The organism is Paraburkholderia kirstenboschensis (genome assembly GCF_032806925.1).
Lineage (GTDB): Bacteria > Pseudomonadota > Gammaproteobacteria > Burkholderiales > Burkholderiaceae > Paraburkholderia > Paraburkholderia kirstenboschensis.
In genome coordinates this window covers 1180193-1195990 of the sequence record NZ_CP136513.1, presented here as the reverse complement: position 1 = coordinate 1195990, position 15798 = coordinate 1180193, and the positions used below count along the sequence as shown (strand labels likewise).

Sequence of the window (15798 nt, the reverse complement as noted above, 5' to 3'; positions counted from 1 at the left end):
CGGCTGCGTAACGGTTCGACGAACAGTTCCGCGTTCGGGCCGCGTTCCCTCGCCCTCAGCCGGGAAACCGGCGAAAAGCCCCATGCGGCGTGCATCGCTTCGCGCACCGCAAACGCTAGAATACCGGGCACATCGCGCACCGCGCGCCTCCTTCCCCGGTCGAACACCTTGAAACGCAAAATGCCCGCGCTGAATGCGCTCAAAGCCTTTGAAGTGGCTGGCCGCACGGGCAGCTTCACACGCGCCGCGGAATTGCTGAACGTCACGCAAAGCGCGGTGAGCCGGCAAGTGCGCCAACTGGAGGCGCAAATCGGCGAGACGCTGCTGCAACGACATCATCACCATCTGGAGCTTTCTGCCGCCGGCCGCGTACTTCTGCAAGCGCTGCAGCAATCGTTCGACCGTATCGAACTCACTGTACGCAGCCTGCAGGAGAAAACGCATCGCAACCGCCTGCGCATCAACGCACCGCCCACCTTCACGAGCCGCTGGCTGATGCCGCGCCTCGGCCGGCTGCGCGACGCGCATCCGCACCTCGAATTGAGCCTGTCCACTCGCGTCGACGACAAACTCGCGGAATCAGGCGTGCTCGACTGCGCGATCCGCTTCGGTAACGGCGAGTGGGAAGGTTTCGACAATCGTCTGTTGATGAACGAACGGCATATCGCAGTCTGCGCGCCGGCATTGCTCGCGCGGCAGGCTGGCCGCGCCGCCATCGACCTCAACGAGTTCACGCTGTTGCATGTGCTCGCCAGCGCGGATCAGCGTTACCTGACCTGGCAACACTGGCTGAAGGCCGCCGGAATCGAGAATGTGGATACGCGCGGCGGTTATGAGTTTGATCTGCTCGACCACGCGATTCGCGCGGCCATAGACGGGCTCGGCGTGACGATCGCAGACCGCCACATGATCGCGCGGGAACTCGCCGAAGGCCGGCTGGTGCAGGTGTTGAACGTGCACGTCGACGGCCACCAGTCGTACTGGCTCGTCACCCGCGCGGGGCAGGACGAGCTGCCGCACGTCACGCTGTTTCGCAACTGGCTGCAGCAGGAAATCTGGCTGGGCGAACGGGCTTTCGAGTCGTCCGAGGCGATGCCGTTGGGCGACGTGTAGTGATAGCCGCGGCGTGGATGGTGGCTACGGCGTCGATATTGCAGAGATGAAAAAGCCGTGCCGATCGATTGTGATCGGCGCCGCGTTTCAGACACCCTCTGAACAAGGGCCAACCATCATTAAGCAGCGGTGGCGAACTCCACCACATGAGGCTCGCGCGCGACGTGCGCGGCCGCGTCTTCGAGAATCATGTCGGCGCCCTTCTCCGCGACCATCATTGTGGGTGCATTGATGTTGCCGGAGGTGATGTTCGGAAAGACCGACGCGTCCACCACGCGCAATCCCGCAACGCCATGGACGCGCAAACGCGCATCCACCACGGACGTGCGCGGATCGCTGCCCATCGCGCAAGAGCCGCACAAGTGATAGATGGAGCCGGACTGCTCGCGAAAGTACTGCAGGAAGCTTTCGCGGCTCGCCACCCCCGGCCCCGGCGAGATTTCCTCGACCGTGATTTCCTTTAATGCGGGGGACGCCATTACCTTGCGCACGAGTTCGCAACCCTGGATCACCTCGTCGATATCCTTTTGCGTAGTCAGCGCGTTCAGGCGGATTTTCGCCGCGTCTTCCGCACGATTCGACGCGATTTCGATAGAGCCGCGGCTCGTCGGCCGGCAAGGGTTGAATGCGAGCAGGAAACCCGAATACGGTTCGGGTTCCAGATTCGCCTTGTTGCTCTTCGGTACGCGGTACGACAGCGGATTGAAGTAAAGCTGCAGGTTAGGTTGCGCTTCGCGCTCGCTGCCTCTGAAAAAACCGCCCGACTGATTCACACTCATGGCAAGCGGCCCCTTGCGCGTGAGCAGGTACTGCAGCCCCAGCTTGAGCTTGCCGACGAGCGGCCGCAGTTCGTCGTTCAGCGTCTTCACGTTCGCACGGTAATAGAAGCTCACGCACAGATGGTCCTGCAAATTCCGGCCGACCGCGGGCAATTCTTTGATCGTCGTAATGCCGTATTTCGCGAGCAGTGCGCTATCGCCGAGGCCGGACAGTTGCAGCAGCTTCGGCGAATCGACCGCGCCGGCAGCGAGAATGACCTCGCGCTTAGCCATGAAACGCCGGGCCACGCCGTTCTGCGTGACGCTCACGCCAATAGCGCGGTGCCTGCCCTCGAAAAGAACGCGATTGGCCAACACATTGTGTTCGACCGTGAGATTCTTGCGCGCGAGAGCAGGATGCAGATACTCGAAACTGCTCGACGAGCGTTGGCCGTTGCGCGTGTTGACATCGTAAATGCCGGCACCTTCGAACTGTGCGCCGTTGAAGTCGTCGCTGCGCTGGTAGCCGGCCTGGTCGCAGCCCTTCAGGAACACATGACAGATCGGATGCGCGGCGTCTTTCATCGGCGAAATGCGGATCGGACCGTGAGCACCGTGATATTCCGTGTCGCCGAGCGGATGCGATTCGAGCTTGCGGAAATACGGCAGTACGTCGCGAAATGCCCAGCCTGGATTTCCGGCTGCCGCCCAATCGTCGAAATCGTGCGGTTGGCCGCGCACGTAGATCATCGCGTTGATCGAACCCGAGCCGCCCTGCACCTTGCCTCGCGGACAATAAATAGGCCGGTTATCGAGCTCCTGTTCCGGTTCGCTGTAGTACATCCAGTTGTAGGTTTCGTTGTAATACGTCTTTGTGAAACCCACCGGAACCTTGAACCAGAACGAGCTGTCCTTGCCTCCCGCCTCCAGCAGCAGCACGGAGTATTCGCCCGACGCCGACAGGCGATTGGCGAGAATGCAGCCCGCCGACCCGGCGCCGACGATGATGTAGTCGTAGTTCATGCTCTATGTCGCCAGAGTGGCGGTCAATTGATTGAATGCTTGTAAAAGGCCGCGCGGCATTCAGCCCTTGGCCGGCGCGAGATCTTTCACGTCGGCGGGTTGCGCGGCCATTTGCAGATGCAGGCGCTCGCCCGTGTACGGCGTGTGCTGCGCGACGACTGCCATGTTCAGTTCGACGCCGAGGCCAGGCTCGCGCGACGGGATGATGTAGCCGTCTTCCCACTGCAGCGGTTTCGTCAGCACGGCCGCGTGAAAACCGTCCCATGTGCCGATGCTTTCCTGGATCAGGAAGTTCGGCGTGCATGCTGCTAGCTGAATGCTCGCCGCCGCACCGATCGGACCGTTGTACAGATGCGGCGCGATCTGTGCGTAGTACACCTCGGCAAGTGCAGCAACCTTCTTCGCTTCGAGCAGGCCGCCCACGCGCGCCACGTTCAATTGCAGAATAGACGCAGCACCCGCCTGCAGCAGCTTGAAGAATTCGTACTTCGTAGTGAGACGTTCCCCCGCTGCGACTGGAATGCTCGTGTGCCGCGCGACTTGCGCCATCGCTTCTTCCTGACCCGGCGGCACCGGCTCTTCGAACCAGAGCGGATCGTATTTCTCGAGGCGCTTCGCAAGCCGGATCGCCGATGAGGGCACCATCTGCCCATGCGTGCCGAACAGCAGATCGGCCTTGCTGCCCACCGCTTCACGCACGCGGCGGCAGAACGTCTCGCAACGGTCGAGCACTTCCATCGACAGTTGATGCCCCGAGTAAGCCGTGTACGGCCCCGCAGGATCGAACTTCACCGCCGTGAAGCCGCGCTTCACATTCTCGGCGGCGCATTCGGCGGCGAGGTCGGGATCGTCGTAGTCGTATTCGCCGCGGCTGTTCTTCGGGTACAGATACGTATAAGAACGCAGGCGCGGATTGACCATGCCGCCGAGCAACTCGTAAACCGGCTTGCCTGCGGCCTTGCCGATGATGTCCCAGCACGCCATTTCGAGGCCGCTCACCACGCCCATCATCGTCAGGTCAGGGCGTTGCGTGAAACCGCTCGAATACGCTTCGCGCCAGAGCCGCTCGATATGATGGGGATCATGATCGAGCAGGTAGTGGGAAAACACATCGTCGACGATATGCGTCATTGCTTTCGGATGGAACGTGGCCGAATAGATTTCGCCAACGCCTTCAATGCCGCAATCGGTCTTCAGCTTCACAAAGATCCAGTACATGCCGCTTACGTGCGGCGGCGGTACGGCAACGACATGCGTTTCGAGCGAGACAACTTTCATTTACGCAACCTCTTTCCTGTTGAGCATGCTTCTGAGCGCGAGTCCGGCGAAACCGCCGAGCGCCGCCATCGCGGCCACATAGCCGAAGTACAGCTGATAGCCGAATACGCCCGGGAACGTCTGCGTCAAGTAACCGTTGATGAGCGGCAGAAACACATCGGGCGAATAGCCAAGTACGGAGATGAGACCGATTGCAAGGCCCATCGTGGAAACCGGAATGTTGCAGCGATCCAGCAGCGACCAGTAGAGCCCGCGAATCGCGTAGGTCAGGACGCCGATGAACAGCACGAGAAACACCAGCAGCACATGGCTCGAAATACGCGGCGCGGCCATCAGTCCGATCAGCGACAGCGCGGCGAGGAAGAGCGCGATAACCAGCACGGACACCTTCGAATATCTGTCGCCGAGAAAGCCGCCGCCAATGCCGCCGATTGGCCGCATCCACAGTTTCAGGGTGGTGATCGTGCCGGCCATGACGACCGTCAGGCCAATATCGCCTTCGTGCAGATAGGCCGAAAAGCTGTAGGTTGCCCAGAACACCTGGTAGCCGCAGAACACAATGGCTGCGACGAGCCACAGTTCGGGAATTTTCGCGAGCGTTGCGAGATCGGCGAATACGTTGCTGCGCCGACGCGCTGCGCGATTCGCGGCGTCGGCGCGGGCGCCCTGTTCGCCTTGCGGATCCTTCACCAGCACAAGTACGACGCCGAGCGCGATGCACAGGAACGCGTACATGTAGACGACCATTCGGAAGCCGGCTGCGACCGTCTCGCCTTTCGTCTGCGTCGCCCATGCGAACAGCGTGATCGCGACCGTCGCGAGCATCGCTTCGATGAGACCGCGCCCGCCGTCGAGCAGACCGAAGAAGCGCCCTTGCTCGTTCGTGCCGGCAATCATCGTGACGCGCTTGATGACGGCCGCCCAGAACGTGAGGCCGGTCGACAGGCCCCAGCCGCCGAAGATCAACATCAGCATCGGGAACGACGGCGCGCTCGAATACCACAGCCCGAGCGCACCGGTTGCGATCAGCGAGAAACAGATCAGCAAGCGCGGCGCGATGCGATCCGCGAGCCAGCCGCTCGGCAGATAGCTCAGCAAGAAAATCGTACCGAGTGACGAATACAGATAGCCGAGTTGACTATCGGTGATATGGAACACTTCGAGCATGGTCGGCTGATAGACCTGCCGCAGATACAGGATCGGATAGATAGCGCCGGCGGCGAGCACCAGCAACATCAACTGCGTATAGCGGCGCCCCTTCGTGTGTTGCAGCGCGGCTTGTGGGTCTGCTTTTATGCCGGCTTTTATGTCGGCTTCCATCTCGCCTAACGCAAGCGCTGCCGGGGTCGAAGACGATCGAACGGGTTGAGATGACACGTGAGCCTCCTGAGGGACACAGCGCCGCATGAGCGGCCTGTGCGTCTCCAATATGTTTTGTTATGAGTGACAGCGCTTCGCTGCCTCTGGACGAAGCAAGGCAAGCGCACGCCGTGCCTTGCGGACTGCCATGCACGGCGCGGCGCGCGCCGGTTCGAGATCAGTACTTCATGACGACGAGACGGGTCTGCGTGAATTCGAGCATGCCGTGCTTGCCGTCGTCGCCGCCGAGCCCCGAGCGCTTCCAGCCCGCATGGAAGCCCTGATACGGATCGGCCGGCGTGCGATTGACGTAGAGTTCACCGGCCTCGATACCGTTGGCGACTTTCATCGCGCTGCGGTAGTTCTCCGTGTAGAGCACTGAAGACAAGCCGAACTGGTGGTCGTTGGCCATTTCGAGCGCTTCATCGAGCGTTCGGTATTTGACGACCGGCATGACCGGACCGAAGGTCTCTTCCTGCACGATCTCCATGTCCTGGCGGCAGTTCGACAGCAGCGTGGCCGGATAGAAAAAGCCTTTGCGCTCCGCCGACGCAGGCAGCTTGCCGCCCGTTTCGAGCGTCGCGCCCGCTGCAATCGCCCGCTCGACCATCGCGTGGATCGACTGTCGCGACGCTTCATTGACAAGCGGACCCATCAGCGAAGGTTGCTCGCTGCGGTCGCCGAATTCCACCGCGCTCATGTGGCGCTTGAGCAGCGCGACGAAGCGGTCGCGCACGCTTTCCTGCACGTAGACGCGTTCGATCGCCGTGCAAAGCTGCCCGCAATGCGTGGTCTTCGAGGCGACCAGTTCGCGCGCGGCTGTCTCGAGGTCGGCATCGGCCTCGACGATGGCGGGCGTCTTGCCGCCCAGTTCGAGCGACGGCTTGGCGATATTCTCCTTGCAGTACTCGAGCACCTTGCGGCCCGCGCCGACGCTGCCCGTCAGCGTGATCATGCCGATTCTGGGATGCGTGCAAAGCGCCTGAGCAGTCGCATGGTTCATGGCCAGAATGTTGACGACGCCCGCGGGCAGGCCGGCCTTCTCGACTGCCCGCGCGATTTCGAATGCCGAGGTGGGCGTGTTGCTGCTCGGGCGAACAACCACCGTGTTGCCGGCGATCAGCGCGGGCGCCACCTTGCGCATGAACGTATAGACCGGATAGTTGAACGGAATCAGGCAGGCAACCACGCCGATCGGCTCGCGATGCAGCACGAGGTTTTCATCGGGCGTATCGCTTGGAATGACCTCGCCTTCGATGCGGCGCGCCCACTCCGCGTGGTAACGCGTGATCTGACCGGCGTAGACGGCTTCGCTGGTGGCGTCGGCGACGCTCTTGCCCGATTCGAGCGCAAGCGCGGCGCCAATGTCCGGCGCGCATTCGGTCAACGCGTCGGCGAGCTTGTGCAGATACGCGCCCCGCTCCGCGGAAGGCAGCTTGCGCCACGCCTTCTGGGCGACCGCGGCGGCGTCCACTGCTGCGATGACCTCGGCGGGGCTCGCGGCCGTGACGTGCGCAATGAGCGCTTCAGTGGCGGGGTTGTAGACGGCGATCAATTCGTGATCGGCGCAGCCGGCTGCGGCGGCGGGTTCGAGGAAACGGCCATTGGCAAAGTTTCGGTCGAGTCGCATGTTTGTCTCCTTCTTCTTGCTGTGCGGGAAACGCATGGCCAGTCATTTCCGGCTTCATGCGAAAGTGCATGGACGGAATTTTTGTCTGGGTCATGACCCGCCACAAGCGAATAATTCGCGGGACAAACATTCGAAAAAGTCACGTTTATCCAGGGATGTGCCTCATTCGAGAACCCGCTCACGAATAGCAGAATCCGGGCTTCGCCAAAAAGCAGCGGCCGCGCCAAGCCTCGGCCACACGCCGCTCATTTCCAACGTCTGGAGCTCTCGATGATAAAAAAAACCTTGTCCGCCACCGCTACCCTCAGTGCTCTTGCAGCCCTTGCGTCACTGGCTGCTCCGTGCGCGTTCGCACAAAGCAGCGTGACGCTCTATGGCGTGCTCGACGAAGGCCTCGACTACACGAACAACGCCGGGCACGGCGCAGTGTGGGAAATGGCGAGCGGCTACGCGCAGGGCAGCCGTTGGGGCCTGAAAGGTTCTGAGGATCTGGGCGGCGGCATGAAAGCCGTGTTTCAGCTGGAAAACGGCTTCGACGTGAACTCGGGGCGGCTCGGCCAGGGTGGCCGCATGTTCGGCCGCCAGGCCTTTGTGGGATTGAGCGACAGCCGCTTCGGCACGCTCACGTTGGGCCGCCAGTACGATTCGGTCGTGGATTACCTCGCGCAGACCACGGCTAACGGCAATTGGGCCGGCTACCTGTTCGCGCATCCGTACGACAACGACAACACCGACAACTCCTTCCGGCTCGGCAATAGCGTGAAGTACACGAGCCCCCAAATAGCGGGCCTGCAGTTCGGGGGCGTCTATAGCTTCAGCAACGACACGAACTTCGCCAACAACCGCGCGTATAGCTTTGGCGCCCAGTATGCAACCGGCGGTCTGCTGATCGCGGCGGCCTATCTGCAGGCAAACAATCCCGGGGTGGGCGCGACAGGCGCGATCACAGCGAACGACGCGAGCTTCATCGCCGCACGCATGCGGGTTTTCGGCGGCGGCATCGGCTATACGTTCGGCTCGGCCATCGTCGGCTTCGCGTATACGAACTCCACCTATAAGAGCCCGACCGGCAATGGCTATATCGGCGTTCCGCTCGCGGCGCCGGGCGTCGCGTTGAACACGCTCAAGTATCAGAACTTCGAAGTGAACGGCAAATATCAGTTCACGCCCGCGTTTTTCGTCGGTGCGCAGTACGTGTACACGATTGAGAATTACGATGCATCGTCAGGCAGCGTGAAGCCGAAAATCCATTCGGTCGGACTGATGGCGGACTACAACGTGTCCAACCGCACGGACGTGTATGCGCAGGGCGAGTACCAGAAGGTCACGGGAGACTCGACCCATTCGATTCTCGACAACGCGTTCATTCCTGGTGTGCAGGCGCCTTCGTCGACGGGCACGCAGGTCGCCGTGCGCGTCGCACTGAGGCATAAGTTCTAACGCTCGCCCCGCTATTTGCCGTCGGGCATGTGGCCTTTTACCAGGCGCGCGCTCAACAGGATCAGCAGCGCGATAACCACGCTGAGAATCGCCGTGGCCTCGCGCCCGAGGCCCGCGGCCACACCGACGCCGGCGCTGAGCCAAAGGCTTGCCGCCGTCGTCAGGCCGCGCACCTCGCGCTGCGCACTGAGCTTCATGATGGCGCCCGCGCCGAGAAAGCCGACGCCGGACACGAGTCCTTGCAGCACGCGGCTCATGTTGTCCTGCGAAAAACCGGCTTGCAGCGGCACGACGACGAACAGGGCCGCGCCCACCGCCACCATCATGTGCGTGCGCATACCGGCGTCGCGCCGCGATATTTCCCGCTCGAATCCGATCACGCCGCCCAATATCAGCGCGAGCCCGAGACGCATCAGCACCTGCGTTACATCGGCCGGATCCCCGAGATCGGAGAATTCTGCCTTGGCCGTCGCCCACACGGCCTGCCATCCGCTGTTCATGTACTTGCCTCGACGTTTGCGAAAACGCCAAGCATAGCCGGGATGGGCACCTGTGGGCAGGTGGGCCGGAGGCCGGCGATAAGTATCAGGCGCGCTGCGCGTTGCGCGAACTACTGATCACGCGCCAGAGGTTTTCTTCACGAATGCGCTTACCACTGCCTCCAGTTCCTTCGTGATCGAAGTCATTACGCCGGCCACGACCGCGAACTCGCGGCCGGTCACGTCCGTGCGGCTCGCCACGATCTGACCGTTGAAGGACACGATATGCGCTTCTCTCGCGAGCGACTTGATCCGCTCGTTCAAGTGCTGTTGCTCTTTCTTCTGGGCACGCGCAATGCGGCGGCTTTCCTCTTCGTAGACCGCTGTCACGCCATGCAGGTCGCTTAGCAACGGGTCCGCTGACGCGACCAGGGCCTCGACAGCACTTTCGGCGCTCGCAGAGTCGTGCGCTATTGCGTCGAGCGCTGCGCACGCCAATGCGATGAAGTCCTTGATCTTCTTCGCGACGTGTCCGCTGCCGCTCCCGTTGCCATGAAAAGCCTCGCGCAGAGCTGGCGAAAAGAGCCCCGGCAAACCATCGCGGCCTTGCACCAGTGCCGCATGACTGTCCGCAAAGGTGCGCAACGTCTCTTGCGCGATGGCCAGCGCGCCGGCGCTTTGACGCAGCGCGAGCATTGCCTTGAAGACGATGCGCTGCGAAAGCATCCGTTGACGCCCTGCAATGTTGATCAACGAGCTCAACACTTCGCTGGACACGTCCGCTTGCGCCGGGTCGGACCGTGCGCCCTGAAGCCGTTCTATTGTTGTGAGCATATCTACTTCTGAAGATCCGGATCGGCAGGCTGCGTCGGCGCGCTATTGCTTGCACGTTGACGCGGCCGTTGATGCGCTGGGTTACTGCTTGTCGTTACCCGGTTGCCTTACTCGGTTGCATGAGCGTGCATCACGCCCGATTGCATCGACCATGCCATCCACGGCCGACGCAGCGCGACGATTGCGACAAACGCACAGGCGGCCAGCGCGCCGAAGGTGGCAAAGCCCATCTGATATGAACCGGTGCTTTCCTTCGCCATGCCCATCACGACAGGCAGATAAAAACCGCCAATGCCGCCCGCCGCGCCGACGATGCCCGACATCAGGCCGGTGCGGCCGGCCCAGCGATGCGGCACGAGCTGGAACGTCGCGCCATTGCCGAGGCCAAAGGCGAGGTACAGGCAAAGCAGCAGCGCAATGCCGCCCGCGAGCGTAGGCATGACTGCGGCGAATACGAAGTCGCACACCGATATGATGGCGAGCAGCAAGGTCAGTGCGCGCACGCCGGAAACCTTGTCGGCGATCAGGCCGCCAAGCGGCCGCACGAGCGCGCCGGTCGCGGCGAGCAGCGCCATGAAGAGGCCCGCGTCGATCTTCGACAGTTGATAGAGATTGGTAAGCAGCAGCGACACATACGAGGACATACCCACGAAACCCCCGAACGTGATGCTATAGACGAGCATGATGACCCACGTGTCGCGCTCCGCCAGCACCGCGCGATAACGCTTGGGCAGCACCGCGATGGCAAGCAGCGCACCGATCACCGGCAACAGCAGCACACCGGTCTTGCCCGAACCGAAGATGCCCGCTTCGACCAGCAGCACGAGCACGATCAAGCCGACGAGCGTCACCACGAAGCTTCCGAATGCGCGCAGCACGCTGCCCGTCTTCACGCCGGAGTCGTTCGCCCAGAAGTACAGCGTGATCCCGGCGATAGCGAGCAAGGGCAACGCACCGCCCGTTGCGGCCTGCCAGCCGTAGTGAGTGGCGAGTTGCGGGAACAGGAAACCGTCGAGCACCGCGCCGATGTTCCCCGCGGCAGCGAGTCCCAACACGAGACCCTGGACCTTCGGCGGATAGTTGCTGCCGGCCATCGGCAATGCAACGGCGAAGCTCGCACCGCCCACGCCGAGGAACACACCGAGCACGAGCAGCAGCGTGTACGACGGAACGAACGGCAGCACCGGCAACACAATGGTCGGCACGGCCGACAGCAGCACGCCGAGCAACGCAATGCGCTTACCATGCGCCGATTGATAGAGGTTGCCGAGCGTCACCCGCAAGATCGCTGCGGAGAGCACAGGCACCGCGACCAGCAGACCTTGCTGCGCGGGGGTCATCGAGATGCTCTTGCTGATGAACGGCGCGAGCGGGCCATATAGAACCCAGACCGTGAAGCCGGTATCGAAATAGAGGAAACACGCTACCAGCGCGCGCCAGTCTCCACTCTTAAGGGAGCTCATCACGTTTTTCATCAGACATCCTCACTAAACTGATTTTTCGATCATTCGGCTGACCGCATGCATCGTCACGCACCGGAATGATCGCTATGTTGGAACCCGCGTTATCCATGCAACGTCTATGCCATGCGGGTCCGATTTTTAATGCAGAACTGGGTGCTCCTTGAAGCTTGAATCCGATGCGCGCATCGCGCTCAATAAACGTCGCGTGCGTAGCGTTTTTCCCGCGCGAGGCGGCTCACGTATTCGCTGGCCTTGTCATCGCTCATGCCGCCGTGTTTTGCCACCACTTCTTTCAACGCGGCGTCGACATCGCGCGCCATGCGGTTCGCGTCGCCGCATACATAGAAATGTGCGCCCTCTTCGAGCCATGCCCACAGCTGAGCGCCGTGCTCGCGCATGCGGTCCTGCACATAGATCTTGTCGGCTTGATCGCGCGAGAAAGCCACGTCGAGGCGAGTCAGCACTCCGCTGTCGCGCAGTGCTTCAAGTTCGTCGCGATAGTAGAAATCGGTCGCGGCATGTTGCTCGCCGAAGAAGAGCCAGTTGCGTCCCTTGTCCCCGCGTGCACGGCGCTCGTGCAGAAAGCCGCGAAACGGTGCAACGCCGGTGCCGGGACCGACCATGATCATCGGCGTATCGGATTGATGAGGAGGACGAAAGTGTGCCGACTTTTGCACGAACACGGGCACGTTCACGTCGTCGGCACGGTCCGCAAGGAACGTCGACGAGACGCCTTTGCGATGACGCCGGCCGTTGTTGTACCGCACAGCCGATACCGTCAGATGGACTTCGCCCGGATGCGCTTTCGGGCTCGACGCAATCGAATACAAGCGCGGCTGCAGGCGCTTGAGCATGCCCGTCAATTCGGTCGCGGAGAGCTTCACGGGAAACTCGTGCAGCACGTCCGCAAGCTGTTGGCCCCACAGCCACTGCTTGAGGTCGGCGCGGCGCTCGGGGGTGAGCAGTTCGCGCAGCGCACCGTTGCTGCTGCGCGATGCGATGAAGGTGAGCGCGTCCGGGTTCGGACGTGCAATCTCGTAGTGTTTGCCAAGGGCATCCGCGAGTCGCATCTCGCCCGCACTCGCAACATGCACCGGCGTATCCGCGCTCACGCCTGCGAGTTCGATCAGTTCTTCGACCAGTTCCGGGCAGTTGCTCGGCCACACGCCGAGCGCGTCGCCCGCTTCGTATTCGAGGCCCGAGTCGCCCGTGCCAAGCGAGAAGTAGCGCGTGTCCTTCGCCGCGCCCTGCTTGTTCAAACGAACGTTGGTGACGAGCCGCGAAGCGGCGGGACGCGTCTTGGTGGGCACGGCGCCCGGCACCACTGCGTTGATCATGCCGTCCGGCGGCACCGCATGCAGCGCGGCATCTTCTTCGTTGATGCGCACGATCACGCGTTCGAGCCACGCGTCCGCGCTTTCCTGATATTCGCCGTCGCAATCGATGCGCTCCATCAGACGCAGCGCACCCTGCGCGGCGAGACGTTCGTCGAGCCGGCGGCCGTAGCCGCAGAACTGGTCGTAATTGCGGTCGCCGAGCGCGAGCACTGCGAAGCGCACGCCGTCGAGACGCGGCGCGCCGTCGGCGCACAATTGCGTCCAGAAACCTTGCGCGTTGTCGGGCGCGTCGCCGTCGCCGAAGGTGCTTGTCATCAGCAGCACGTACTGCGCTTTTGCAAGCGTCGACACGGCATAGTCGGCCATGCACGAGGTACGGATTTCGAATCTGGATTCCATCAGACGCGTCGCGTAACGCTCGGTGAGCGATTCGGTGTTGCCCGTTTGCGAAGCCCACAGCAACGTGACCTTCGGGCGCGTGCGCACGATTCGCACGCCAGACTCTTGCGTGTCCGCATGTGCGCGGTTCAGCGTCGCATTCGCTGCGCTCGCGTGCGTGGCGCCGCGGCTATAGAGACCCGCGAGCAAGCCGTCCACGTACAGACGGTTCGCGAAATCGAACGGCGCGCTAGCCGGCAGAACCGGCACGGCATCGACGCCGTGCGCTTCCGCCGAACGCAGCCCGCTGACGAAGCCAGCAAGATACGCACGCTCGCGGTCATTGAACGACGGCGTGGGCACCGGCGGCAATTGAAGGAGATTCGTGAGTGCGTCGATACGCGGCATGTTTGCTTCCCTCGCGCTTGCCGGCAGTTCAGTGGATGACGCGCCGCTCGCGGCGCCATTCATCGAGCCGTGCGCCACCTCGCCTTCTGCCGCTAGTTCGGCCAGCGTGCCGCCGTCTTCAGCCGGATCAGACTGAGCGGTGTCGTGCTCCACGCGGCTTAGCGCAACTGCGCTGAACTTCAGTTCGGGCTGCTGCGAGACCGAATCGATTGCGTCGCTCGTCACCGCGTTGATGCACAGGTCGTCGCCGAAAACATCGTTCCAGTGCATCGGTGCGAAGCAATTGCCCGCGCTCACGCGATCGCTCACCACTGCGGGCAGAACCGCGCGGCCGCGACGCGAGCGGATTTCCACCGGGTCCTTCGGTTTGATGCCGAGCGTGACAGCGTCTTCCGGATGAATCTCGACGAACGGACCCGGGTTCAGCTTATTGAGCATCGCGACCTTGCCGGTCTTCGTCATCGTGTGCCATTGATGCTGCAAGCGGCCCGTGTTCAGCACGACCGGAAATTCGCGATCCGGCAACTCGGCCGGCGCCGCGAAGGCGCGCGCAAAGAACATTGCGCGGCCGCTCGCTGTCGGAAACACGAGCCGCGCACGCGTGCCGTCGGCTCGCTGCAGGAGCGGCTGATTAACGCCGTCGTTGATGTAGCGAAGCGGATTGCGCCCGGCGCAATCGTCGGCTGCCAGCGGCCATTGCAAGGGCGTTTCCTTCAGGCGGCGATGGCTCGCACCGCGCAGGTCGTAACCGGTTTTCGGATTCGACGCGCGCGTGATTTCCGCGAAAACTTCTTCGGCGCTTGCGTAGCTGAACGCGTGAGCAAAGCCCATTTCGCAGCCAATTCGCGCGATGATCTGCCAGTCCGGCAACGCCGCGCCTGGCGGCTCGATGCCCTTTTGCATCAACGTGAGATTGCGCTCGGAGTTGATCATCACGCCTCCGGCTTCGGCCCACAGCGCGCCAGGCAATAGCACATCCGCGTAACGGTTGGTCTCGGTATCGAGGAACGCGTCCTGCGCGATCACGAGTTCCGCCGCGCTCAAACCGGCAATGGCGTTCTGCCGGTTCGCGACGCTCGCGACCGGATTCGTGCAGATGATCCAGCAAGCCTTGATCTCGCCCGCGGCCATTCGCGCCAACATGTCGATGGTGCCGTTGCCGACTTCAGTGCGCAACGTGCCTTTCGGAATGCTCCACAGGTCCTCGATAAACGCTCGGTCTTCGTCGACCAATACGGATCGCTGCCCCGGCAAGCCGGGTCCCATGTAGCCCATTTCGCGACCGCCCATTGCATTGGGCTGCCCAGTTAGCGAGAACGGTCCGCTGCCGCGGCGGCAGATCTTGCCCGTCGCGAGATGCAGGTTGCAGATCGCGTTCGTGTGCCACGTGCCATGCGTGCTTTGATTGAGGCCCATGGTCCAGCAGCTCATCCACTCCTTCGCGTTGCCGATCATTGCCGCGGCGCGGCGGATGTCGTCGACGCAAAGGCCCGTGATTTGCGCGACGTTCTCGGGCGTGTAGTCGGCGAGAAACGCGGGCATCGCGTCCCAGCCAACGGTGTGCTCGTCGATAAAGGCGCTGTCCGTATGGCCGTTTTCGTGCAACAGATGCAAGAGGCCGTTGAGCAGCGCGAGGTCGGTGCCGGGCTTGATCTGCAGGAACAGGTCCGCCTTCTCCGCGGTCGCGTTGCGGCGTGGATCGACAACGATCAGTTTTGCACCGGCCTTCACGCGATCCATCATGCGCAAAAAGAGAATCGGGTGACAGTCGGCCATATTTGCGCCGATCACGAAGAACAGATCGGCGTGGTCGATATCGTCGTACGATCCCGGCGGGCCGTCCGCACCGAGCGAGAGCTTGTAGCCGCTGCCCGCGCTCGCCATGCACAAGCGCGAATTCGATTCGATGTTGTTGGTGCGAACGAAGCCTTTAGCGAGCTTGTTCACGAGGTACTGCGCTTCGATCGACATCTGGCCCGACACGTAAAACGACAACGCGTCCGGCCCATGTTCGTCGAGCAGCTTGCGCAAGCGCGCGGCGGTGTCGGTGATCGCTTGCGCCATCGGCAGCGGCGCCGGGTCCTGGCCGCGCGCGTGGCGCACGAACGCGCCTTCCAGACGACCAGACTTGCGCAACGCGACGTGCGCCGATTGCCCTTTCGTGCAAAGCCGCCCGAAGTTCGCGGGATGCTCCTTGTCGCCGGAAATCTTGACGACCTGTCCGTCCTCGACGTGCAGCACCATGCCGCAGCCAACGCCGCAGTACGGGCACACGGTTTTTACGTTAGTCGAAGACAT

The 15798-nt window shown here is 62.4% G+C and carries 10 protein-coding genes; 2 read left to right on the top strand and 8 right to left on the bottom strand.

Annotated elements, in window-relative coordinates; genetic code table 11:
- Positions 1-180 precede the first annotated feature (180 nt).
- On the top strand, positions 181-1113 hold the full coding sequence (locus RW095_RS28065) for a LysR substrate-binding domain-containing protein (RefSeq protein ID WP_317022037.1): 933 nt from the start codon (positions 181-183) through the stop codon (positions 1111-1113).
- Between the two features lie 119 nt (positions 1114-1232).
- Here RW095_RS28065 and RW095_RS28060 read toward each other — a convergent pair whose 3' ends face one another.
- The 4 genes from RW095_RS28060 to aldA form a co-directional block, all read right to left on the bottom strand.
- Positions 1233-2894 (bottom strand): GMC family oxidoreductase, encoded by a 1662-nt coding sequence (locus RW095_RS28060; RefSeq protein ID WP_317022036.1) that lies wholly within the window; start codon positions 2892-2894, stop codon positions 1233-1235.
- A gap of 60 nt (positions 2895-2954) precedes the next feature.
- Complete coding sequence (locus RW095_RS28055) at positions 2955-4172, bottom strand: mandelate racemase/muconate lactonizing enzyme family protein (RefSeq protein WP_317022035.1); 1218 nt, start codon at positions 4170-4172, stop codon at positions 2955-2957.
- The gene (locus tag RW095_RS28050; RefSeq protein WP_394365219.1) at positions 4173-5492 is read right to left on the bottom strand and encodes an MFS transporter; all 1320 of its coding nucleotides are present in this window, start codon (positions 5490-5492) and stop codon (positions 4173-4175) included.
- 217 nt (positions 5493-5709) lie between these two features.
- A complete protein-coding gene (aldA, locus tag RW095_RS28045; protein WP_317022033.1) occupies positions 5710-7161 on the bottom strand; it encodes an aldehyde dehydrogenase in 1452 nt (483 codons plus the stop codon).
- 270 nt (positions 7162-7431) lie between these two features.
- Here aldA and RW095_RS28040 point away from each other — a divergent pair, with 270 nt between their 5' ends.
- Entirely contained in the window at positions 7432-8601 is a 1170-nt protein-coding gene (locus RW095_RS28040; RefSeq protein WP_317022032.1) for a porin, read from the top strand.
- An 11-nt stretch (positions 8602-8612) separates the two neighbouring features.
- Here the strand turns inward: RW095_RS28040 and RW095_RS28035 are convergent, their stop codons facing one another.
- From RW095_RS28035 to RW095_RS28020, 4 genes are all read right to left on the bottom strand, one after another.
- Positions 8613-9101 (bottom strand): MgtC/SapB family protein, encoded by a 489-nt coding sequence (locus RW095_RS28035; RefSeq protein ID WP_317022031.1) that lies wholly within the window; start codon positions 9099-9101, stop codon positions 8613-8615.
- A 117-nt stretch (positions 9102-9218) separates the two neighbouring features.
- Positions 9219-9914, bottom strand: coding sequence for a type IV pili methyl-accepting chemotaxis transducer N-terminal domain-containing protein (locus RW095_RS28030; protein ID WP_317022030.1), 696 nt, complete (start codon positions 9912-9914; stop codon positions 9219-9221).
- A 107-nt stretch (positions 9915-10021) separates the two neighbouring features.
- Positions 10022-11389 carry an MFS transporter gene (locus RW095_RS28025; protein ID WP_317022029.1) on the bottom strand — a complete coding sequence of 456 codons (1368 nt, stop codon included), beginning with the start codon at positions 11387-11389 and terminating at the stop codon, positions 10022-10024.
- 179 nt (positions 11390-11568) lie between these two features.
- Entirely contained in the window at positions 11569-15798 is a 4230-nt protein-coding gene (locus tag RW095_RS28020) for a bifunctional nitrate reductase/sulfite reductase flavoprotein subunit alpha (protein WP_317022028.1), read from the bottom strand.